The organism is Mesorhizobium album (assembly GCF_033977205.1).
Taxonomy (GTDB): Bacteria; Pseudomonadota; Alphaproteobacteria; order Rhizobiales; family Rhizobiaceae; genus Mesorhizobium; species Mesorhizobium album.
Map to the genome: position 1 here is coordinate 1 of NZ_JAVIIW010000056.1, position 19,736 is coordinate 19,736.

Annotated in this window: 22 protein-coding genes; 14 read left to right on the top strand and 8 right to left on the bottom strand. The window is 64.0% G+C overall.

What is annotated here, in order from left to right; all coding sequences use genetic code 11:
• Positions 1-160: 160 nt before the first annotated feature.
• From RFN28_RS30250 to RFN28_RS30275, 6 genes are all read left to right on the top strand, one after another.
• Positions 161-712, top strand: coding sequence for an isochorismatase family protein (locus RFN28_RS30250; RefSeq protein ID WP_320290803.1), 552 nt, complete (start codon positions 161-163; stop codon positions 710-712).
• 212 nt (positions 713-924) lie between these two features.
• A complete protein-coding gene (locus tag RFN28_RS30255; RefSeq protein ID WP_320290804.1) occupies positions 925-1,380 on the top strand; it encodes a GFA family protein in 456 nt (151 codons plus the stop codon).
• A gap of 343 nt (positions 1,381-1,723) precedes the next feature.
• Positions 1,724-2,941 (top strand): amidohydrolase family protein, encoded by a 1,218-nt coding sequence (locus RFN28_RS30260; RefSeq protein ID WP_320290805.1) that lies wholly within the window; start codon positions 1,724-1,726, stop codon positions 2,939-2,941.
• 106 nt (positions 2,942-3,047) lie between these two features.
• Positions 3,048-3,227, top strand: a complete 180-nt coding sequence (locus tag RFN28_RS30265; protein WP_320290806.1) for a DUF2934 domain-containing protein — start codon at positions 3,048-3,050, stop codon at positions 3,225-3,227.
• Between the two features lie 90 nt (positions 3,228-3,317).
• The gene (locus tag RFN28_RS30270; protein WP_320290807.1) at positions 3,318-4,631 is read left to right on the top strand and encodes a mechanosensitive ion channel family protein; all 1,314 of its coding nucleotides are present in this window, start codon (positions 3,318-3,320) and stop codon (positions 4,629-4,631) included.
• 174 nt (positions 4,632-4,805) lie between these two features.
• Complete coding sequence (locus tag RFN28_RS30275) at positions 4,806-4,961, top strand: DUF1127 domain-containing protein (protein WP_320290808.1); 156 nt, start codon at positions 4,806-4,808, stop codon at positions 4,959-4,961.
• A gap of 68 nt (positions 4,962-5,029) precedes the next feature.
• Here RFN28_RS30275 and RFN28_RS30280 read toward each other — a convergent pair whose 3' ends face one another.
• From RFN28_RS30280 to RFN28_RS30290, 3 genes are all read right to left on the bottom strand, one after another.
• Positions 5,030-5,344: a GYD domain-containing protein gene (locus tag RFN28_RS30280; RefSeq protein WP_320290809.1), complete on the bottom strand. Its 315-nt coding sequence runs from the start codon at positions 5,342-5,344 to the stop codon at positions 5,030-5,032.
• A 242-nt stretch (positions 5,345-5,586) separates the two neighbouring features.
• The gene (locus RFN28_RS30285; protein ID WP_320290849.1) at positions 5,587-6,327 is read right to left on the bottom strand and encodes a sulfotransferase family protein; all 741 of its coding nucleotides are present in this window, start codon (positions 6,325-6,327) and stop codon (positions 5,587-5,589) included.
• A 253-nt stretch (positions 6,328-6,580) separates the two neighbouring features.
• Positions 6,581-6,856, bottom strand: a complete 276-nt coding sequence (locus RFN28_RS30290; RefSeq protein ID WP_320290810.1) for a hypothetical protein — start codon at positions 6,854-6,856, stop codon at positions 6,581-6,583.
• Between the two features lie 304 nt (positions 6,857-7,160).
• Here RFN28_RS30290 and RFN28_RS30295 point away from each other — a divergent pair, with 304 nt between their 5' ends.
• The gene (locus tag RFN28_RS30295; RefSeq protein ID WP_320290850.1) at positions 7,161-8,330 is read left to right on the top strand and encodes an aminotransferase-like domain-containing protein; all 1,170 of its coding nucleotides are present in this window, start codon (positions 7,161-7,163) and stop codon (positions 8,328-8,330) included.
• Positions 8,331-8,595: 265 nt separating this feature from the next.
• Here RFN28_RS30295 and RFN28_RS30300 read toward each other — a convergent pair whose 3' ends face one another.
• Positions 8,596-8,892, bottom strand: coding sequence for a hypothetical protein (locus tag RFN28_RS30300; RefSeq protein ID WP_320290811.1), 297 nt, complete (start codon positions 8,890-8,892; stop codon positions 8,596-8,598).
• A gap of 207 nt (positions 8,893-9,099) precedes the next feature.
• Here RFN28_RS30300 and RFN28_RS30305 point away from each other — a divergent pair, with 207 nt between their 5' ends.
• Positions 9,100-9,888 carry a hypothetical protein gene (locus tag RFN28_RS30305; protein WP_320290812.1) on the top strand — a complete coding sequence of 263 codons (789 nt, stop codon included), beginning with the start codon at positions 9,100-9,102 and terminating at the stop codon, positions 9,886-9,888.
• 165 nt (positions 9,889-10,053) lie between these two features.
• Positions 10,054-10,599, top strand: a complete 546-nt coding sequence (locus tag RFN28_RS30310; RefSeq protein ID WP_320290813.1) for a YbhB/YbcL family Raf kinase inhibitor-like protein — start codon at positions 10,054-10,056, stop codon at positions 10,597-10,599.
• A 380-nt stretch (positions 10,600-10,979) separates the two neighbouring features.
• Here the strand turns inward: RFN28_RS30310 and yghU are convergent, their stop codons facing one another.
• The gene (yghU, locus tag RFN28_RS30315; RefSeq protein ID WP_320290814.1) at positions 10,980-11,849 is read right to left on the bottom strand and encodes a glutathione-dependent disulfide-bond oxidoreductase; all 870 of its coding nucleotides are present in this window, start codon (positions 11,847-11,849) and stop codon (positions 10,980-10,982) included.
• 398 nt (positions 11,850-12,247) lie between these two features.
• Here yghU and RFN28_RS30320 point away from each other — a divergent pair, with 398 nt between their 5' ends.
• Positions 12,248-13,150 (top strand): S1C family serine protease, encoded by a 903-nt coding sequence (locus tag RFN28_RS30320; protein ID WP_320290815.1) that lies wholly within the window; start codon positions 12,248-12,250, stop codon positions 13,148-13,150.
• Between the two features lie 11 nt (positions 13,151-13,161).
• Positions 13,162-14,103 carry a LysR family transcriptional regulator gene (locus RFN28_RS30325; protein WP_320290816.1) on the top strand — a complete coding sequence of 314 codons (942 nt, stop codon included), beginning with the start codon at positions 13,162-13,164 and terminating at the stop codon, positions 14,101-14,103.
• Here RFN28_RS30325 and RFN28_RS30330 read toward each other — a convergent pair.
• Entirely contained in the window at positions 14,054-14,782 is a 729-nt protein-coding gene (locus tag RFN28_RS30330; protein WP_320290817.1) for an SDR family oxidoreductase, read from the bottom strand. The two genes, RFN28_RS30325 and RFN28_RS30330, sit on opposite strands and share 50 nt — an antisense overlap.
• A 315-nt stretch (positions 14,783-15,097) precedes the next feature.
• On the opposite strand from RFN28_RS30330, the gene RFN28_RS30335 reads away from it, so the two are divergent.
• The gene (locus RFN28_RS30335; protein WP_320290818.1) at positions 15,098-15,697 is read left to right on the top strand and encodes a YdeI/OmpD-associated family protein; all 600 of its coding nucleotides are present in this window, start codon (positions 15,098-15,100) and stop codon (positions 15,695-15,697) included.
• Positions 15,698-15,704: 7 nt separating this feature from the next.
• Here RFN28_RS30335 and RFN28_RS30340 read toward each other — a convergent pair whose 3' ends face one another.
• Together RFN28_RS30340 and RFN28_RS30345 are read right to left on the bottom strand one after the other, a co-directional pair.
• Positions 15,705-16,268 carry a hypothetical protein gene (locus RFN28_RS30340; protein WP_320290819.1) on the bottom strand — a complete coding sequence of 188 codons (564 nt, stop codon included), beginning with the start codon at positions 16,266-16,268 and terminating at the stop codon, positions 15,705-15,707.
• Positions 16,269-16,517: 249 nt separating this feature from the next.
• Positions 16,518-16,835, bottom strand: a complete 318-nt coding sequence (locus tag RFN28_RS30345; protein ID WP_320290820.1) for a hypothetical protein — start codon at positions 16,833-16,835, stop codon at positions 16,518-16,520.
• Positions 16,836-17,191: 356 nt separating this feature from the next.
• Between RFN28_RS30345 and RFN28_RS30350 the strand changes: the two genes are divergently transcribed.
• Both RFN28_RS30350 and RFN28_RS30355 read left to right on the top strand, forming a co-directional pair.
• The gene (locus RFN28_RS30350) at positions 17,192-18,565 is read left to right on the top strand and encodes an adenylate/guanylate cyclase domain-containing protein (RefSeq protein WP_320290821.1); all 1,374 of its coding nucleotides are present in this window, start codon (positions 17,192-17,194) and stop codon (positions 18,563-18,565) included.
• A 358-nt stretch (positions 18,566-18,923) separates the two neighbouring features.
• Positions 18,924-19,625: an SDR family NAD(P)-dependent oxidoreductase gene (locus RFN28_RS30355; protein WP_320290822.1), complete on the top strand. Its 702-nt coding sequence runs from the start codon at positions 18,924-18,926 to the stop codon at positions 19,623-19,625.
• Positions 19,626-19,736 lie beyond the last annotated feature (111 nt).

Consider the following 19,736-nt stretch of genomic DNA (forward strand, 5'->3'; position numbering starts at 1 on the left):
GCAACGGCCTCAAACGTTTCCACGCCATCGCCGAGGGCTTCGCTCTTGCAAATCCCGACTAACCCCACCCAAAGCAAATGTGTGCGCACGCTAGCCCACAAGGGGAGAAGGGAAGGCGTCCCGCCTTGACCCATCCTCCACTCACGCTATCCTCGCCGCCATGCCGAACACCGCTCCCCCCGCCGCTGCTCCGCTCATCGTCATCGACCTCCAGACCGGCATGTTCGACGGCCGCTTCGATCCGCCGATTCACGACGCGGACACGATCGCCGCGCGCGCTCGAAAACTGATCGACTGGGCGCGCCGCTCCGGCCGCAAGGTGGCCTTCATCCGCCATGACGGGCCGGCGGGCGATCCTCTGGCGCCGGGCGCTTCCGGTTGGCCGGTATGGCCGCAGCTCGGCCAGGCCGCCGACGAGCCGACCTTCGGCAAGACGGTCCGCAATGCCTTTTCCAATCCGGCGCTTGCCGCTTGGGTGGCGGGGCAGGGCGCGCGCGATGTCGTGCTCATTGGCGCCCAGACCGATTTCTGCGTCGCCGCGACAGTGAAAGGCGCTTTCGCCCAGGGCCTCGGCGTCACCGTGGTTTCGGATGCGCATTCGACGCTGGACTCGCAAGAGGAGAAAGCGCCGGATATCATCGCGCGGCACAACGAGGCCTTTGCCGAGCAGGGCGCACGGCTGACGACGACAGCGGGGTTGACGGAAGGCTGAGCGTTTGGCTCCCCCTTCTCCCCTTTGTGGGAGAAGGTGTCGCCGGAGGCGACCGATGAGGGGTGCTGGACGAAGTGAGATGATGGAGGTCTGGCGCTGAAATCACCCATGCCTCGCTTCTTTCAACACCCCTCATCCGTCTCGGCGCTGCGCGCCGATCCACCTTCTCCCGCAAGGGGAGAAGGGGAAGAGCCCAACTCAGGGAGCCCGCCATGCCAACCCTCACCCTGCCCGCCGAAGGAGGTTGCCGCTGCGGCCGCGTGCGCCTCAAGATCTCCGCCAAGCCGCTGCTGACCATGGCCTGCCATTGCACCGGCTGCCAGAAGATGTCTGCAAGCGCCTATTCGCTGAGCGCGGCGATCCCATCGGAAGGCTTCGAGATCACCAAGGGCGAGCCGGTGATCGGCGGGCTGCACGGCGCCTCGAAGCACTATTTCTGCGGCTACTGCATGAGCTGGATGTTCACCCGGCCGGAAGGGCTCGACTGGTTCGTCAACCTGCGTCCGACCATGCTAGACGATCCCGCCTGGTTCACCCCCTTCATCGAGACCTGGACCAGTGAGAAGCTGCCCTGGGCGACGACGCCCGCCATGCACAGCTACGCGGCGCTGCCGGCCTTCGACGAATATGAGGGGCTGGCCGCGGAATACGCCAAAGCCCAGACCTGATTGCCCAAACAAAAACGGCGACCCGGGTCAGGTCGCCGTTCAGTTCATGGTCGACGCGGCCGTTGGGGGCGACATTGTTGGGGATGTGCTTGGGCGTCCGCGTCGACCACGGCGGCCTCGTACCGCAGACTGTACTATTGCATATTTTTGGCGCGCGGAAACTTCCGCGATAGCGGAATAGGCAGGAGGCACGGACTTCCCCACCGGCGCGTGGAATTAAGGTTAACGACGGCAGTGGCGAAGGCATCAGGCGCCCAATTTCTTGTGGGGAGACCGACAGCTTCGGCGAAAGACTTTCTATCTTCCGTCGCATTGACCTCGGCTTGCCGACCGGCGACGACTGATGCTTTCACTTCCGGTGGATTGCATCTTGCCCCAGTTCCTCAACGCCAAGCTCGCCGACGGCTCGCTCGCCGACCTCACCGTGACCGATGGCCGCTTCAGCGCCATCACGCCTGCCGCCAACGCACCCACCCCGCCGCCAAGCGCCATCGACCTCGCCGGCCAGTTGGTGCTGCCGGCCTTCGTCGAGGGTCACATCCATCTCGACACCTCCTTCTATGGCGATGCCTGGCACCCGCACATTCCCTGCACCGACGGTTTCGACGTGCGCGAACGGGTCGCCTTCCAGATGCGCAACCTTGAGCAGGCCGCGCCGATGGAAGAGCGCGCGAAAAACCAGCTCGAACTTTGCATCGGCAATGGCAGCCTTGCGATGCGCAGCCATGTCATGGTCGACGCCAACGTCGAGCTGAAACATGTCCAGACGATCCTCGGCGTGCGCGAAAAATATCGCGACGTGATCGACATCCAGCTCGTCGCCTTCCCGCAGAGCGGCATCCTGTCCTCGCCCGGCACGGCGGAGCTCCTGGACGAGGCGCTGAAACTCGGCTGCGATCTGATCGGCGGGCTCGACCCGGCAAGCTTCGACCGCGACGTGAAGGGCCATCTCGATGTCGTCTTCGGCCTCGCCGAGAAGCGCGGCGCCGGCATCGACATCCATCTGCATGACGGCGGCACGCTCGGCCTGTTCGAGATCGAGGAGATCGCAGCTCGTACCAGGGCGCTCGGCATGCACGGCAAAGTCGCCATCAGCCACGCCTATGCGCTGGGCGACATTGCTCCCGACGCGCTGGCGAAAGCCGGCGAGATGCTTGCCGCCTCCGGCGTCGCCATCATGACCAACGCGCCGGGCAAGCATCCTTTCCCGCCAGTGGCGGCGTTGCGCGAGGCGGGCGTCACCGTCTTCGCCGGCTCCGACAACATCCGCGATTCCTGGCGGCCCTATGGCGATGGCGACATGCTCAACCGCGCCAACATGATCGGTTACCGCTCAGGCTTCTACGAGGACCGGGAGCTGGAAGCAGCCTGGGACGTGGTGAGCCGTGCCGGCGCGAGCGCACTGGGGCTTGAAGGCTATGGCATCGCGGTCGGCGCCAAGGCCAACTTCGTCGCGCTGAAGGCCGAGCATGTGCCCGAAGCGGTGGTGGCGGTGCCGAAGGGGCGCACCGTCTACCGGGCCGGCAGGGCGATTGCGCGGGATGGCGCGATGATCGAGTGAGGGGCGGACACGGCGCTGAGAAAATTCGGCCACCGCAAAGCCTTCGTATGGATCGTTTCAGCACCGCCGACGTTCCTTCCGATGGAACCGAGATCCGGAGGAAACGATGGCAGACCAAAGCAGGGAAGAGCGCATCCGCCTGCGTGCCTATGAACTTTGGGAAAAGGAAGGAAAGCCCGAGGGCGCCGACCTGCGCTTTTGGGAACAGGCGATGACTGAGATCGACGAAGAGGATCAGCGCAAGGATTCGCCGGACAAGCGGCGGCGCGCCGGCTCGGGCGCATAGCCGCCGGAACAAAGTGAATGCGCGGGCCTGAAATAGGCCTAGGAACGGCGGGCTCCGGTTTGTTAGCCCGTCTATGATCGGCGTGTGGCAATGGATGTTCGCGACGCCATCGGTCGAGCGCTGGCCTGGTCCAGCGGATGGCTCGATTATGCCGCCACGCCGTGGCTCCTCTACCAGGCCGTCATCATCCTCGCGCTGTTCCTCGCGGCGAGGCTCACGGGCCGGCGCCTCGAGTTGCTCGTTGAGGACCGAGCCCGCCAGATCAAGGGCCATCCCGGACTGCTGAGGGTCGTGATCGCCCTGTTGCGACGCACCGACTGGATTCTTTTCACACTCTTCCTGTTCGCCGCGCGCACCGTCATGCGCCCTTTCGTGTGGCCAAGCCACACTTACCTCGTCCAAATCGTGCTGTCGCTGTCGCTTGCCTGGCTTCTGGCCTCGGTGCTGTCGCGCGTCATCCGCAACCGCCTCGCCGCCCGTTTGCTCGGCTGGCTGATCTGGATCTACGCGGCGCTTGTCATCCTGGGCATCAGCGACCAGACCGCGGCCTTTCTGGACTCCCTGGCAATCCCCTTGGGTGCGATCCGTTTTTCGGCTCTGGTGCTGCTCAAGGCGGCGCTGCTGCTGGTCGCAACCGTCTGGCTTGCGGTGGTCATCGGCAACTATGTCGATGAGCGCGTCCGCATCTCCGAGGAGCTGACACCCTCGATCCGCGTCCTCATCGGCAAGGTGGCCAAGATCGGCCTTGTGCTGGTGGCCGGCACCTTCGCCCTTTCAGCCGTCGGCGTCGACCTCACGGCGCTGACGGTCTTCTCCGGCGCGATCGGCGTCGGCCTCGCCTTCGGGCTGCAGAAGGTCGTGTCGAATTTCGTCTCCGGCATCATCATCCTGCTCGACAAGTCGATCAAGCCGGGCGACACCATCTCGCTCGAAGGCACATTCGGCTGGATACGCGAATTGCGGGCGCGCTTCGTCTCGGTGGTGACGCGCGACGGCCGCGAATTTCTGATCCCGAACGAAGACTTCATCACTCAGCGGGTCATCAACTGGTCGTTCAGCGACAATCTCGTGCGGCTTGACGTGGATTTTGGCGTCTCCTACGACGCCGACCCGCACAGGGTCAGCGAACTGGCGATAGCGGCCGCGATCAGCGTCGGCCGGGTCGAAGCCGACCGGCGCCCGGTCTGCTGGCTGACGGGGTTCGGTGACTCCTCGCTCAATTTCGTCCTGCGCTTCTGGATCCACGATCCGCAACAGGGCCTGACCAATGTACGCGGCAAGGTGCTGCTGGCGCTGTGGGATACGTTCAAAGAAAACGGCATAAGCATCCCCTATCCGCACCGCGAAATTATCGTGAAGGACGGTGGGCCGGCCGGATTGAAAGGCAATTGGGCCGCACGTTGAGCGACGGCGGCCATGCGCCCGCAATCCCTTGAACCCGTTTGCATGCATATGTTTCAGGCCGCTTCGGCTTCGTGAAGCATTTCACCGTTTCCGCGCAATCGGCTGGTTACAGACGCACCTCAAAAGCGGCGCCCGGTGAGCGGCCGGTCTTTCTGCCGTTTTGTGGAGGTTCCGATGTTCAAAAGCCTTAACCGAATCCGGGCCGCCTTCGCGCAGTCCGCCAAGCGCCGCAGGACGACGCGCGCGCTGAACGAACTGCCGCCGGAGATCCGCAAGGACATCGGCTGGCCGGATTCCGTCCAGAACAATGAGATTCGGTTGCCCTTCTAGTTCCTTCGTTGTGATCTTGCGCCAGGTGGCACGGGAGCGTTCGTCGTCCGTGCCGCCTGATCGGACGCTCAGCCGGCAGGCTTGTAGACGCCGGCAGCCTTGTTGGCGGCCTCGATCACCGCCTTCATGTTGAGTTCTTCGAGGACGACGAGGTCGCGCACCGAGCCGCTGGCCCGGACCGCCAGCGCCATGCCCATCCCGGCAACCTGATCCGGCACCTCGCCATTGACCACGACATCGTACATGCCGCGCGTGAACGTCAGGCTGCTCATCTTGCCGCCGACGCTTTCAAAAAGCGTCCGGACTGCAGCTTCCCGGTTCGACCCCTGCATCAGCCCTTTGGCAGCATTGGGTTCGTAGTTTGCCAATATGGTAACCTTCATGGGATTCTCCTCCAAATATCATTGTCTCGGGCTGCTCGATTGTCCGAGCAGCCGAGGTGCTTGTGCGTCACTGACATTTGACTTGGTCTGTGGACCGCCTGGGCAATCATGCCAACGGGCGGTTCAGCCGGAGCAAGGCTTCGGCTGGCTTAATATGCGCCTAATCTAATATGACGACAATCCCGCTGTTGGTGATGGAAGCTGAGATGCGCTCTGCCGCACCCTTCGCCGATCGTTATCCGCTACGCCAGCCACCACCAGAGCCCGCCGACTACCAGCGCGACCGCCAGCATCACGCCGGCCAGCATCAGATAGGAACCGATGATCATCTCGCGGATGATCTTCTTGATGCTGGCGCGGTCGTTGAGGTTGGGGAAGGGCTCGTTCGGAATAGGGACGCCGAGGAAATCGCAGAGCGGCCCCCAGCCGTCGGTCACCTTAAAGACCAGGAGCCTTTCCGGCGACACCGCCGCCTTCACCTCGTCGATATAGGCGTTGTAGCGCGCCACCGCCTTGTCGCGGTCGTTCATCACGCCTTTCAGGGTGCGCCCCCAGACCAGCTTCCTCGACATGTCGCCGAACTTGCGGCCGAACGGCGTTAGCCATTCGAGCACCTTGAACTGCCAGACATTCTCGGTGAAATAGATCGTGTCGATGGTGCTGTCATACCAGGCTTCGGCGCCGCGCGGATGCAACGTCAAAAGCACCTTGGCACGGGGGTAGGCGGCCATCAGCTCGCGCCAGACGCAGCAGCCCGGATTGTCGACGGTCGCCCGGTAATTGGCAAAAACGCGGCTCCAGTCGTGCTGCGTGCCGGGCGGGTTGTTCGCCACCTTGCACCAGAAGTCGAGATGGCCCTTATTGGCCTTGTTCATGATCACTTCCTGCATGTGGTAGCTCGCAAAGCCGAGCCTGTTCAGCGCGGCGAAAGTGGACCACGTGCCGGTGCGGCCGAATCCGGCCCCGATAAGTTCGAGTGTTATTGCCCCCCTCCCATTTGGACCTTTGTTCTTCTTCTTGCCGGTCCACCGGAATGAGGTTGCATCCGCTCGCGCTGACGCGCAACGAATTTCTATTCGCTGTCGCTAAAACGATCTTTGAAGCGATCGCCTGGCCGCTTTGGCCGCATCGACGGCTTGCGGCAGCCGATGAAACGCTACAGCATTGCGACTGCCGCAGTCGTTGCGCCGGCGGTATGCCGATCCTCCCCCGGCCGGCGCTTGGGTTCCTGCGATGTCAGGCGTGGCCGGCCAGCGCCTTCAGCTTGTCGCAGAACTCGGCATGCGGCTTGCTCATCGCCGGGTCGTTGCACTCCTTCATCATGGCGGCTTGGTTCTTCTTCGACATCTTGGCCCAGACCTTCTTCATCTGGGCATCCGACTTCATCGTCTTCATGGTCTTGTCGGTGTAGAAGGGAGCCATCATCTTCGGTTCGTCGAGGATACCGGCGAACGCCGTGCCGGCAATGACCGACGCGGCCAACAGGCTCAGAAATGCGGTCTTTGATTTCATGGCGAGTCTCCCATCATTGTAACCCCGAGTAGAGCAGCCTTCATCAGTACTACCAAAGGTAGTTGAATTAGAGGCTACTGATATTCGGGGTCAGTCACGTTTCAGTGAACGCGATGGGCCGACGGCAGGTTCCGCCACCAACAGGCACGGCAGAAGAAATTGGCCTGCGTGCGTTTCGCGGCTGGGCTATTCAACTTGGCTAAAAAGCCTGATAATAGGTCAGCAAAGTTGACCTAAATGCCATTTGCCGCTCGGGAGGCGCGCCTTGACCCTGTTGAACCTTCTGGCCTCGCGCTCCTCGCGCATGAAGGCCTCGGAAATCCGCGAACTGCTGAAGCTGCTCGACCAGCCCGACATCATCTCCTTTGCCGGCGGCATTCCCGATCCCTCGTTGTTTCCGGCCAAGGCGATCGGCGACGCCTACCAGGCGGTGCTCGGCGGGGCGGAGGCGGGGACTGCGCTGCAATACCAGGTCAGCGAGGGCTTCCTGCCGCTGCGCAAATGGCTGGCCGCCTATATGGGCGCGTTCGGTGTCCAGTGCGACGAGGGCAACATCTTCATCACCTCCGGCTCGCAGCAGGCGCTCGACTATCTCGGCAAGCTCTTTTTGTCCCCCGGCGACACCGCGCTGGTCACATGGCCGACCTATCTCGGCGCGCTGCAGGCCTTCAACGCCTATGAGCCGCGCTACGACCGGCTGAACACGGCCGGCGGCAACATGACGCCGGAGGCTTATCGCGCGGCAGCGGCGGCAAATGGCGGCAAGGTGAAATTCGCCTATCTGGTGCCTGATTTCGCCAATCCGACCGGCAACACGCTCGATACCAGGCAGCGCGAGGCGGTGCTCGACCTTGCCGGCGAGCTCGACATCGCCGTCATCGAAGACGCCGCCTACCGGGCGCTGCGCTATGACGGCGAAGCCGAGCCGCCGATCCTTGCGCTCGACTGCGCGCGCTCCGGCGGCATCGATAACGCCCGCACGCTCTATTGCGGCTCGTTCTCGAAGATCCTGTCGCCCGGCATGCGCGTCGGCTGGGTGTGCTCTGCGCGCCATGTGGTGGAAAAGCTGGTGCTGATGAAGCAGGCCTCCGATCTGCACAGCCCCTCAATCAACCAGATGGTCATGCACCGCGTCGCCGAGACCATCTTCGACGCCCAGGTGGAGACGCTGGTCGGCGCCTACCGCCGGCGCCGCGACGCGCTGCTCGGCGCGCTCGAAGCCAATATGCCGCAAGGCATCACCTGGAGCCGGCCGGACGGTGGCATGTTCGTCTGGCTGACGCTGCCGGAAGGCGCCGATGCCACCGAGCTCCTGGCGCGTTCGGTGAAGGAGGCGCGCGTCGCCTTCGTGCCGGGCAACGCCTTCTTCGCCGACGGCACCAGCCGCAACACGCTGCGCATGTCCTTCACCCTCGCCGACGATCGTGCGGTGGGCGAGGGCGTGCCGAGGCTGGCGAGGTTGTTGAGGGGGTAGGCGCCGGAGCTGCCAATCTCCCCTCTTGTGGGGGAGATTGGCAGCGTGTTTGCCGGCACTCAACCGCCGCTCGCGCAGGCGTGATTATCGGCATGCCGCCTCTTCGGCTAAGATCATAGCTGATCCAACACCCCCTGGATCATCTGGCCGCGGGGTCCCACCTTCACGGCCCGAACGAAAAGAGCCCCGACGGTCTCCACCGGCGGGGCTTTTTTCTTGGGCTCTTCCGTGTCGCGAAGCCGACGCGGAAGAGCGCCAGTCGATGCTACTTGTTGCAGTTCTGCATGTCGGAGGTCATGGCGCCGCTGGGGGTGTTGTTGTCCGTGTCGTAGCCGCCGCTGTCCTTGCAGCGGTCCTCCATGCCGTTCGACTTGTTCGTGGAACTGGTCGTGGTGGTATCCGTCTGGCTCGGCGTCGTGCCTGTCACCGTTCCACCGTTCATGCCGCCGCTCACGCTGCCCGACGCAGTCGCGCCGCCGCTTGTGCCTGCCGACTGCGCCATCGCGGCCGAGGTCGCAAGCGCAACGGTAAGCACGGAAGCTGCGAGGATTTTCTTCATCATGAGGAAGTCTCCAAAGCTTTGCATCGTTGATTGCATCAGCTTTCCAACGGAGCATTCGCAGGGATGTTCCGATTTTGAAAGAAATCGTGAAGAGCCGCATTGCCTGCCTTTTCGAGGTTGGGCCGGCAGTTCGCGCGGCGGTCGGCACTTGTGGGGGAGGGCCGGCAAGACCAAATGTGTCGGCGCCGATTGGTGAGAGAGGATGGTATGGATGCATCGCCCCGCGTGACGCTGCTGCTTGGCAGCGCCCCCGATGTCATGCGTTGTGCTTCATGGCCGAAGCATGCCTTCGCCGGCATCGTCGCCATCAACAATGCCTGGCGCGTGCGCCCTGACTGGGACATCCTTGTCCACGCTGGCGATTTCCCGTCCGAACGCATGCCGCAGCCTAGGCCGACGCAGCGGATCTTCAGCGCCGCCCATTACGTGCCGGCGCAAAACAGCTTCGGCGGCTTCGTCTATGCCGGCGGCACCATGTCGATGACGGCCGCCTACTGGACCGTCCACAGCCGCAGGCCGGACGTGATCGCTGTCCTCGGCTGCGACATGATTTACGACCACACCGGCGACACCCATTTCTACGGCACCGGCCGGGCCGATCCGCTGCGCGACGACGTCACGCTGCAGAGCCTCGAGGCCAAGTCCGCGCGCCTGCTCATCCATGCGCTGCGGCGCGGCACGCTCTGCGTCAACCTGTCGAACCTGCCGCGCAGCCGGCTGGTTTTCCCAAAACTCTCCTTCGAGGAGGTGCGCGATCTGTCCGCGGCGCGTCTTGTCGCCATGAAAGCCGAACTTGACGCCGGCATCGACGTCAAGGCGGTGGATGCGGCCGAGACGATGGAGCGCGAGTTCGGCTATTTCTACGAGCACGGCATGTACTGGAACCACCTCGACGAGATCGACGGGGCCGATCTCGCTCGCATCGACCGGCTTTGGCTGGCGGCCGTCGAGGGGCTGGTGACGCCGCCGCTGGAGGAATGCGAGGCAGCGGAGTAGGGGTATTGGGGGCATTGGGGATTAGCGAAAGCCGTCGCGACATCCGATCTCCCCCACAAGGGGGAGATTGGCAGCTTCGACGTCGCGCCCACCCGTCACGCAAAGTTGCTCGGTTCCGGGCCGCCTTTCGGCTAAACTCCGTCATCTCAGCTAGGGAGGACTGCCATGATCCCGCGCCTCAGCCTCATCGCGCTTGCCTTCGCTGCCTTCGCCACCCAGGCATCGGCGTTCGAAATCTCCAGCCCGTCGGTCTCCAACGGCAAATGGGACGCAAAATATCTTGGCGACAAGCCCGGCTGCGGCGGCAAGAGCGTCTCGATCGAGCTTGCCTGGAAGGACCCGCCGGGCGGTACCAAGAGCTACGCGCTCACCATGTTCGATCCCGACGCTGGCGGCGGCAAGGGGTTCTGGCATTGGCTGGCCTGGAACATCCCGGCAAGCGCAAAAGGCCTGGCCGAAGGCGTCGGCTCCAAGGGCGGCAAGCGCCTGCCCAGGGGCGCGGTGTCCGGCACCGGCGACGTCGGCCACGCCGGCTATTTCGGCCCATGCCCGCCCGCCGGCAGTGGCATGCACCACTATGTCTTCACGCTATATGCGCTGGGCGAAGCGAAGCTGCGCACACCGGAAAATCCGTCGCCCGAGATGGTGTCGGTCGCCGCGAAAAGCCAGGCGCTCGGCGAGGCGAGCGTGACGTATACCTATGGAAGGTAGCTGATCTCCCCCCTTGAGGGGGAGATGGCCGGTCCACCCTCCGCAGCTGCAGCGCAGCTACTGCGGAGGACGGGCAGGCCAGAGGGGGCTGTCCCGCCAGCCTTTCAGGCATTTGGTTCCTCCGGCTCCGCCGACGCTTCGTCATCCTCGGGCTTGACCCGAGGATCCATGCCGTGACGGTCGCTGAAGAATGCGGCGAGGCAGAATTCTGAACCGTTGCAACGCCTTAGCGTCACGGCATGGATCCTAGGGTCTGCGCGCGTCGCTTCGCTCCTTGCTCCGCCCTAGGATGACGAAGGCGAAGGGTCTCATTCCTTCACACCCCCTCTGTCGCCTTCGGCGACGTCTCCCCCTCAAGGGCCCCTCAAGGAGGAGATCACTCACTCCGCCGCTTGCAGCTTGTCCTGCGTGTTCGTCTCGAAATCGCTGGCGTCGTGGCGTTCGTGGAGCTGGTAGGCCGGGTCGCCGGAGATGCGGTTGACCATGCGGCCGCGCTTCACCGCCGGCCGGGCATCGATCGCATCGGCCCAGCGCTGCACGTGCTTGTACTCATGCACGGAGAGGAACTGCGCGGCGTCGTTGTAGTTGCGGCCCTTGGCGAGCCCGCCGTACCAGGGCCACACCGCCATGTCGGCGATCGTGTAATCCGGGCCGGCGAGGTACTCGCTCTCGGCCAGCCGCCGGTCGAGCACGTCCATCTGCCTTTTGGTTTCCATGGCGAAGCGATCGATGGCGTATTCGATCTTTTCCGGCGCATAGGCGTAGAAATGGCCGAAGCCGCCGCCGAGATAGGGTGCGGACCCCATCTGCCAGAACAGCCAGGAGAAGGTTTCCGCCCGCGCCGCGCGGTCCGTCGGCAGGAATTCGCCGAATTTTTCGGCGAGGTAGGTGAGGATCGAGCCGGATTCGAACACGCGCACCGGCTTCGGCTCGCTGCGGTCCATCAGCGCCGGGATCTTGGAGTTCGGGTTGACCTCGACGAAGCCTGAGCCGAACTGGTCGCCGTCATTGATGCGGATCAGCCACGCGTCGTACTCGGCGCCCTTGTGGCCGCGCGCCAGAAGCTCCTCCAGCATGATCGTCACCTTCTGGCCGTTGGGCGTGGCCAGCGAGTAGAGCTGCAGCGGATGCTTGCCGACGGGCAGTTCCTTCTCATGCGTCGGCCCGGCGACCGGCCGGTTGATCGAGGCGAACGCGCCGCCATTCGGCTTGTTCCAGGTCCAGACTTTCGGCGGGGTATACTGGTTCATCGGGAGGCCTCGTGGTTCCTCTGAGACGGATTCGGATTGGTTGGCGATAGACTTAGGTACGGTTGCTCGCGCGTCAAAGAAAAAAGTTCAAACTTCGTTGAACTTATGTTTGGGCCAGCGCAGGAGCCTCTCCTTCTCCCTTGTGGGAGAAGGTGGATCGGCGCGCAGCGCCGAGACGGATGAGGGGTGTTGGAAGAAATGAGACGCGAGAGATCAGGACGCCGGGAACTGACGGCCGAGGCCTCACTCCGTCCAGCACCCTTCATCAGACCGAGCTTCGCTCGGCCACCGTCTCCCACAAGGGGAGAAGGGAAGATGCCCTTGCACGGCGCCCCTTTGGCCATACTTATAGAAAAACACATACTTATAGAAAAACACCCGCAATCCAGGATCGCCCGATGACCCTCGAAAAAGTCTCCCGTTCCGTCGTCGCCGTGCGCGCCACGGTTCCGGACGACGCCTTCACCGCCAATGCGCTGGGCACGCGCCGCGAAGGCAGCGGCGTGGTGATCCGCGACAACGGGCTGGTGCTCACCATCGGCTATCTCATCACCGAGGCCGAGGAGGTGTGGCTCACCGACCAGAACGGCCGCGTGCTGCCGGCGCATGCTCTGGCCTACGACCAGGAAACCGGCTTCGGCCTGGTGCAGGCGCTGTCGCCGCTCAACCTGCCGGCGGTCGCCTTCGGCGATTCCAGGAAGGCCAATATCGGCGACGCCGTGGTGCTCGCGGACGGCATCGGCCAGCAGGTCGATGCCCATATCGTCACCAAGCAGGAATTCGCCGGCTATTGGGAATATCTGCTCGACGAGGCGATCTTCACCGCGCCGGCGCACCCGTCCTGGGGTGGTGCGGCGCTGTTCGACCGCGCCGGCGCGCTGCTGGGTATCGGATCGCTGCGCCTGCAGATGAGCCGCGCCGGCGAGATCGCCGACATCAACATGGTCGTGCCGATCAACCTTCTGACGCCGATCCTCGACGACCTGGTGAAGCGCGGCCAGGTGGGCAAGCCGCCGCGTCCTTGGCTCGGCGCCTTCTCGGCGGAGTCGAACGGCATGGTGGTGGTGATGAGCGTCGCCGAAGGTGGCCCGGCCGCGGAGGCCGGTCTTCGCCAGGGCGACATCATCTCCGACGTGCGCGACGGTGAGGTCGACGGGCTCGCCGATTTCTACCGCAAGCTCTGGCAGAACCCGGCCGGCTCCGAGATCCCGCTGCGCGTGGTGCGCGACGGCCGCGAGACTTGGCTCAGGGTAAAATCCGCCGACCGCAACTCCTTCCTAAAGAAGCCACAGCTGCAGTAGGTCGGAACCGCATGCATCCAAGGCTGCTGAAGACCTTTCTCGCGGTCGCGCACACGCGCAACGTCACGCGCGCGGCGGGCGAGGTCAATCTCGCGCAGTCGAGTGTCAGCGACCAGATCCTGGCGCTGGAGGCCGAGCTTGGCGCGAGCCTGTTCACGCGCTCGCGGCAGGGGCTGGAATTGACGCCGGCAGGCGGGGCGCTGAGACCCTATGCCGAGGAATTATTGGCGCTCGCCGAAGAGGCGCGGGCCGCCATAGATGCGACCAGGAGCGAGACGGCCGGCCCCCTGTCGATCGGCGCCTTGGAGACGATCGCCTCCGCAAGGCTTCCCGAGTGGCTTGCCGATTTCCAGGCCGCTCATCCCGACATCGACATCAGGCTGAAGATCGCCGGCAGCGGCGAGCTGCGGCGCAAGCTGGGGGAAGGCGAGATCGACGTCGCCTTCTGCTTCGAGAGATCCGGCGCCGGCGAGCCGGACGAGCGCTTGGCCAGGCGCATCGTTGCGGCCGAGCCGCTGGTCGTCATCGCGCCCCCCGGCGAGAACCGGACGGATGTCGATCTGGCCACGCTTGCCGAAAAACGCTTCGTCGCCACCGGAAGCGGATGCGTCTATCGCGCCATGGTCGACAGGGCTTTCGCTGAAGCGGGCCTCGACGGGCCGAGGCTCGCGGCCGAGGTCGGCAGCATTGACGCTATCGCCGGCATGGTGGCGGCTGGCGCAGGCTTTGGCGTCGTGCCACGCTTGGCGGTCGCGACGGCGCTCGATCGCGGCGAGGTGGCCGAGATCGCCTGGCCGGGTCCGGTCCGTTCGGCGGAGCTGGTGATGATCTGGCGTCGCCGGCGCGTCCAGCCGCCGGCGCTGAAGGCGCTGCTTGCGGCGATGAGTGAGAACTTCGCGTCCGTCAGATCAGCCGATGCCCGCCCTCGACATGCAGTGTCGTTCCCGTCGTGAAACCATTGCCCATCAGGAAGCGAATCGCGTCGGCGATATCCTCCGGCCGTCCGACCCGTCCCGCCGGCAGGCGCTTGGCCATGGCGGCGAGCGTGTCGTCCTTCGCATCGCCGGCAACAAGCTGCCAGATCGGCGTGTCGACCCAGCCAGGGGAGGCGGCGTTGACCCGGATCGGCGCCAGCTCGATGGCCAAGGCCCGCACCAGCCCTTCGAGCGCGGCGTTGACCGCCGCGACCACCGAGCCGCGCGCCGCCGGCCGGTAGGCGGCAATGCCGGAAACGAAGGTGAGCGAGCCGTTGGCCGACAGTCTCGGCGCGCCATGCTTGGCTAACAGCAGCGGCCCGTAGAGCTTGCTTTCCACCACCCTTTGCGCGGCCGAAAGCTCGATCTCGGGCAATAGCCGGTAGGCGCCCTCGATGTCGGCCGCGGTGCTGACGATATGGTCGAGCCGGCCGATGCGCTGAAACAGCGCCGCGACCTCAGCCTCGCAGCTGATGTCGACCGCCGCCGTTTCCAGTGCGGCCGGGCTGCCGAGCTCGTCGCGCGCCTGGTTGAGCTTCGCTTCGCCGCGCCCGGCGATGACGACCGCAGCGCCTTCGTCGAGGCAGCGCCTGGCAAGCGCCAGCCCCATGCCCGAGCTGCCGCCGACGATCAGGATTTTTCGATTGTCCATGTCCATGCCTTTCCTTTGCATGGACGGTGATGTGCCTGTCTGGAGCGCCGAGCGGAAACGGAAGAAATCGATAGTGCTATCGGAGAGTCCGATGGAGGATGGGCGGCGTCAATGATGCAGCAGATCTCCCCCCCTTGTGGGGGAGATGCCCGGCAGGGCAGAGGGGGGCGCGAAGGAACGCGGCCTTTCTCTCTAATCTCGATCGGCTATAGACGAAGGCGGCTGACAGGCCGGCGGGACAGCGCCCCCTTCTGGCCTGCCGGCCATCTCCCCCACAAGGGGGGAGATCGGCAGCTTTGGCGCCGCGCGAGAGGAACACTAATGGCACCTATAAAAGTCGATCCGGACAAGGTCCACGAATTCCCCAACGCCGAAAGCCTCTATGCCTGGCTGGCCGACAACCACGCCAGCGAGAGCGAGGTCTGGATCAAGGTCCACAAGGTCGGCTCGGGGCTTGCCTCGATCACGCCGAAGGAGGCGATCGACGTTGTGCTCTGCTTCGGCTGGATCGACGCAGTGCGCAAATCGCTCGACGGGAAGAGTTTTCTGCAGCGGTACACCCCGCGCGGCAAGAAGAGCATCTGGAGCAAGATCAACATCGACAATGTCGCCCGCCTGATCGAGGAGGGCCGCATGACCGAGCATGGCCTGCGCGAGGTCGAGGCGGCCAAGGCCGATGGCCGCTGGGACCGCGCCTATGGCGGGTCGAAGGCGATGGCGATCCCGCCCGACCTGCAGGCGGCGATCGATGCCGAGCCGAAGGCCAAAGAGATGCTGGCGAAGCTCTCCGCCCAGAACCGCTTCGCGCTCGCCTTCCGCACCCACAACATGAAGACCGAGGCTGGACGCAAGAAGAAGATCGCCGACCTAGTGGCCATGCTGAAGCGCGGCGAGACGATCCACCCGCAGAAGAAGAAATAGGGCGGAGCTATAGACTGGCGCCTGCCAGCAAAACCCCGAAGCCGGCGAGGCAGATGGCGCTTGCCTTTCGCAGCACGCCCCTGCCGAGCAGCCCGGAACCGTTGCGGCCGATCAGAAGCCCGACGGTGATCCAGGCCGCCCCGGCAAGGCATGTGAGAGCCACGACGGCAATCACCAGCCAGGTGGTCATGCCGTGGCTCAACACCAGCAGGGCGACGATCGTTGCTTTGGGATTCACCAGCGTCGTGACGAGAACCTGCCTTGTCGTCACCAGCCGCTGGTCGACGCCATCGTCGCTGCCGGTCCATACGCTGTAGGCCAGCCACAGCAGCCACAGAATGGCGCAGACCTTCATCGCGGTGCGGACCGCCGACTGGCTGTCCGGCGGGATCAGGGTGGCAAGCACGGCAACGGCCGCCATAATCGCCAGATAGGCCAGCACGACAGCTCCCAGCATCGAAGCCGTACGCCGCAGGCCGGACGAAGCCGTCGAAACCGCCAGCAGGAGGTTTGTCGGCCCCGGCGTCAGCAACAGCCCGCCCAGGAGGGCCAGAAAATCGAGGTCGGGCATTTCGAGATCCACGCAAAATAAGTCGCCGGGCGACCGATAATGATTGCGGGGCATCGAGTCGAGCCTACCGGCGGCTGCGCTGTCGCTTCCTTTTGTGCGAGCGCGTTTGCGAGCCGAAGAAATGGGCGCTCATGGCGCGCCAGGCAAAAACGCCGCCCCGAACGGGACGGCGTTTCCGGGGAAGCGATGATCCCAGACCCTGTTGAAGCGGTTTGAAATCATCCGGTCGTGAAGGTTGGGAGGTTGGTCTTACGCGGCGTGCTTCTTGGCCGGCTTCTTGTGCACGCGCTTGTTGGTGTGGTGCTTCTTGACGTGATGCCTGTGATGCTTCGCCACGTGATGCTTGCGGGTGTGATGGTGGCGATGCTTCCTGTGCTTCTTGTGATGCGCGACCTTGGCGGCAGGCTTTGCCGTTTCGGTAGCCGCAGCCGCAGCAGCGGTGGTGGTCGTCGTCGTGGTGGTCGCAGCCGTCGTCGAGGCGGCGTTGGCTTCGGTGATGCCGAGCACCGGCACCGCGAAAGCGAGCGCGACGGCCAGGCCGAGAACGGAGAGAAGGGTCTTTTTCATAATCGGCATTTCCTTTCGAAGGTCGATGTCTTTGTCGCGCGCCGCAATGGTTCGGCTGCTCCGGTGCCGCTTATGCCACCCGCTCTTTTCGCGCGTTTTTCCCGACTGTTGAATCTTGTTTCCGGATTGTGTCCGGCATTCCCGCGCCCGTAGAATGGGGGCTGCTTGGTGGTCAAAATCTGACGCTTGGTACCCGATGCGAATGCGGCTTTCAGGCGGACTATCGGACTCGACGATGGCATCCAAGCCATTGCTGGGCTAATGTCGCCCGAACGAGGCTAAAACGGTGTCCGGCTGATAGGACCTGTTATTAACTACCAGCGTGCGGCGCCACTCGTACTGGGTGATCAGTTCCGATGCCTACGTTGCTATCGCTGCCCGACGACATATTGATCAAATCGGCGCTCGGGGAATCTGTCCTTGAAGCCGCTCGCCGGGCAGATATCCCGATCGCCTGCGCTTGCGGCGGCAAGGCCAAGTGCTCGACCTGCCGGATCTGGATTCTCAACGGTGCAGACGGCTGCCCGGAGCGTACCGCGCTGGAGCGCGCCCTCGTAGAGAGGTTGGGGCTTAGCAACAACGTACGCCTGGCATGCCAGCTCAGACCTGCCTCCGACATCACCTTCCGCAGGCTCGTACTCGACGAGACCGACCTGCGAATGACCAGTCAGTTGCTACCGCACCGGTCCACCAGTGCTGGCGAGCTGAAGTCGGTCGTCATCTTCTTCAGCGACGTAGCCGGGTTCACCCACTTCTCCGAAACGTTGCCGCCTTACGATGTCATGTATCTGCTCAATCGCTATTTCACTCAGGTCGCCGAAGTCATCGAGCTCAACGACGGCTACATCGACAAGTTCGTCGGCGACGGGCTTATGGCGATATTTGGCGTGAAGGGCCAAGACGATGCACCGGTGCGCGCGGTCAATGCGGCGCTACAGACCCTAGCCACGGTCGATCGGCTGAAGCCCTTTTTTGCCTCGATGTACGGCATCGACTTCGATATTCGCGTCGGTTTGCATCTGGGCGAAGCGGTGATCGGCTCGGTCGGATCACCCGGCAACGAGCGCCTGACGGCCATAGGCGATGCGGTCAATGTGGCGAGCCGCGTCGAAACGGCCAACAAGGAGGCCGGTACCCGCCTCCTGATTTCCGAGACGCTCTATGAACGGGTCAAGGATGAAGTGGAAATATCCGATTTCATTCGTGTGCGTTTGCGCGGTACCTCCGACCGAATTACGCTGTACGAGATAAAGAAGCTGAAGGTTGAAGCCGAGCGCCGGCTGAACGAAAAAGGCGCGCGGGAGACTATGCAGCTGGGCGGCAAGACGTGGCACCGGACGGTCGCGACGAGCGAACTAAAGGAAGGCGACTACAAAGTCATCGAATTCCAAGCGCTTTATGCCGTGATTTTGCGCAGGGGCGGGCGCGTCTATGCCTTTAATAATGCCTGCCCGCATTTGAAGTTGCCATTCTTCGAGAGTACCTCGCGGATCAACAGCCGCGCAGGACAAGCGAGCACTTTCGACGAGAACGGCACGCTGGTGTGTCGCTGGCATCACAGCGGATTCGATCTGGATACAGGCGAAATCGTAAAGTGGTGCGAGGCGCTCAATGAGGACGGAACTTCGGCCGGCATGGAGATTCTCGGCGATATTTCAAAGAACCGGGCTCCGCTGCATCTCATTCCGTGCCGCGAGGAGGACGGCTACATCTGGGTCGGTTTGGATTGAACGTGCCGGCCAGATCGTCCAGAAACATCCGCTAAATCTGCTGTCGGTCCGACCAGTGGAGGGCCGCCCAACCGCGTTAGGACCATTCGGCCCTAAGGTCTCCTCCCCCACGCTGAGCGGGCTTATCACTCCGGCACCAAGCGCCAGATTTTGACTACTGGCGCCCGGAGAGGAGGGGCAGCGCTCCCGGATGCGCTTACGTCCTCTTGCGGCGGCGACGACGGCGAATCCGATTTGCTTAAGATCGCGCTAATTCATGAGCTGCATCGCGCAATGAGTGCCAATTCTGCGCTCTAATCGGTCGGCGCGATCGATGCCATCTTTGCTGTCGACAAGAGGGATTGAAGGAGCAGGAGCAATGACCAACAATCATTCCGGCAAGGTAGCGCTCGTCACCGGCGGCAATCGCGGCATTGGGCTGGAGACGGCCCGCCAGCTCGCCGAACTCGGCTTCACCGTGCTCCTCGGCGTGCGCGATCTCGCCAAGGGCGAGGCGGCGGCAAGCAAGCTCGGCGGCAAGGTTGAGGCGATCGCGCTGGATGTCGCGGCGCCCGACGCTGCCGCCCGTGCCGCGGCCGAGGTCGAGCGCCGCTTCGGCCGGCTCGACGTTTTGGTCAACAACGCGGCCATCCACTACGACCCGTCCGCGCGGGCGCTGCGGCCCGACTGGTCGGTCATCCGCGAGGCCTTCGAGACCAATGTCTTCGGCGCCTGGCGGGTGGCGGTCGCCTTCGCGCCGCTGCTCAGCATTTCCGGGCACGGCCGGCTGATTAACGTCTCGTCCGAAGGCGGCTCGCTCGCCTCGATGGGTGCCGGCGCGCCGGCCTATTCGACCAGCAAGGCGACGCTCAACGCGCTGACTCGCATCCTCGCGGCCGAGCTGCGTGGCTCAGGCGTACTGGTCAATTCGATCTGCCCCGGCTGGGTCGCGACCGACATGGGCGGACCGGGCGGACGGCCCGTCGCGCAAGGGGCGGCCGGCATCGTCTGGGCCGCGACACTGCCGGACGACGGCCCGACCGGCGGCTTCTTCCGCGACGGCAAGCGGCTGCCGTGGTGAGCAAAGTCGGATTTGCTGGGTAAGCTTCTGAAAAATATGGTTTTTCCACTGGGTGGTCGCCAAATCGGCGCAGGAGTGGAAAACCAGCCAGTGCAAGCACTTGGCCGATAA

Excerpts from the sequence above, each read along its gene's own strand:
- RFN28_RS30310 (WP_320290813.1), top strand. The coding sequence starts at position 10,054 with ATGATCCCGCGCCTCAGCCTCATCGCGCTTGCCTTCGCTGCCTTCGCC.
- RFN28_RS30305 (WP_320290812.1), top strand. The coding sequence starts at position 9,100 with ATGGATGCATCGCCCCGCGTGACGCTGCTGCTTGGCAGCGCCCCCGAT.
- RFN28_RS30345 (WP_320290820.1), bottom strand. The coding sequence starts at position 16,835 with ATGAAAAAGACCCTTCTCTCCGTTCTCGGCCTGGCCGTCGCGCTCGCT.
- RFN28_RS30350 (WP_320290821.1), top strand. The coding sequence starts at position 17,192 with ATGCCTACGTTGCTATCGCTGCCCGACGACATATTGATCAAATCGGCG.
- RFN28_RS30290 (WP_320290810.1), bottom strand. The coding sequence starts at position 6,856 with ATGAAATCAAAGACCGCATTTCTGAGCCTGTTGGCCGCGTCGGTCATT.
- RFN28_RS30340 (WP_320290819.1), bottom strand. The coding sequence starts at position 16,268 with ATGCCCGACCTCGATTTTCTGGCCCTCCTGGGCGGGCTGTTGCTGACG.
- RFN28_RS30270 (WP_320290807.1), top strand. The coding sequence starts at position 3,318 with ATGGATGTTCGCGACGCCATCGGTCGAGCGCTGGCCTGGTCCAGCGGA.
- yghU (WP_320290814.1), bottom strand. The coding sequence starts at position 11,849 with ATGAACCAGTATACCCCGCCGAAAGTCTGGACCTGGAACAAGCCGAAT.
- RFN28_RS30330 (WP_320290817.1), bottom strand. The coding sequence starts at position 14,782 with ATGGACATGGACAATCGAAAAATCCTGATCGTCGGCGGCAGCTCGGGC.
- RFN28_RS30260 (WP_320290805.1), top strand. The coding sequence starts at position 1,724 with ATGCTTTCACTTCCGGTGGATTGCATCTTGCCCCAGTTCCTCAACGCC.
- RFN28_RS30335 (WP_320290818.1), top strand. The coding sequence starts at position 15,098 with ATGGCACCTATAAAAGTCGATCCGGACAAGGTCCACGAATTCCCCAAC.
- RFN28_RS30300 (WP_320290811.1), bottom strand. The coding sequence starts at position 8,892 with ATGATGAAGAAAATCCTCGCAGCTTCCGTGCTTACCGTTGCGCTTGCG.
- RFN28_RS30320 (WP_320290815.1), top strand. The coding sequence starts at position 12,248 with ATGACCCTCGAAAAAGTCTCCCGTTCCGTCGTCGCCGTGCGCGCCACG.
- RFN28_RS30250 (WP_320290803.1), top strand. The coding sequence starts at position 161 with ATGCCGAACACCGCTCCCCCCGCCGCTGCTCCGCTCATCGTCATCGAC.
- RFN28_RS30265 (WP_320290806.1), top strand. The coding sequence starts at position 3,048 with ATGGCAGACCAAAGCAGGGAAGAGCGCATCCGCCTGCGTGCCTATGAA.
- RFN28_RS30295 (WP_320290850.1), top strand. The coding sequence starts at position 7,161 with ATGAAGGCCTCGGAAATCCGCGAACTGCTGAAGCTGCTCGACCAGCCC.
- RFN28_RS30355 (WP_320290822.1), top strand. The coding sequence starts at position 18,924 with ATGACCAACAATCATTCCGGCAAGGTAGCGCTCGTCACCGGCGGCAAT.
- RFN28_RS30275 (WP_320290808.1), top strand. The coding sequence starts at position 4,806 with ATGTTCAAAAGCCTTAACCGAATCCGGGCCGCCTTCGCGCAGTCCGCC.
- RFN28_RS30255 (WP_320290804.1), top strand. The coding sequence starts at position 925 with ATGCCAACCCTCACCCTGCCCGCCGAAGGAGGTTGCCGCTGCGGCCGC.
- RFN28_RS30280 (WP_320290809.1), bottom strand. The coding sequence starts at position 5,344 with ATGAAGGTTACCATATTGGCAAACTACGAACCCAATGCTGCCAAAGGG.
- RFN28_RS30325 (WP_320290816.1), top strand. The coding sequence starts at position 13,162 with ATGCATCCAAGGCTGCTGAAGACCTTTCTCGCGGTCGCGCACACGCGC.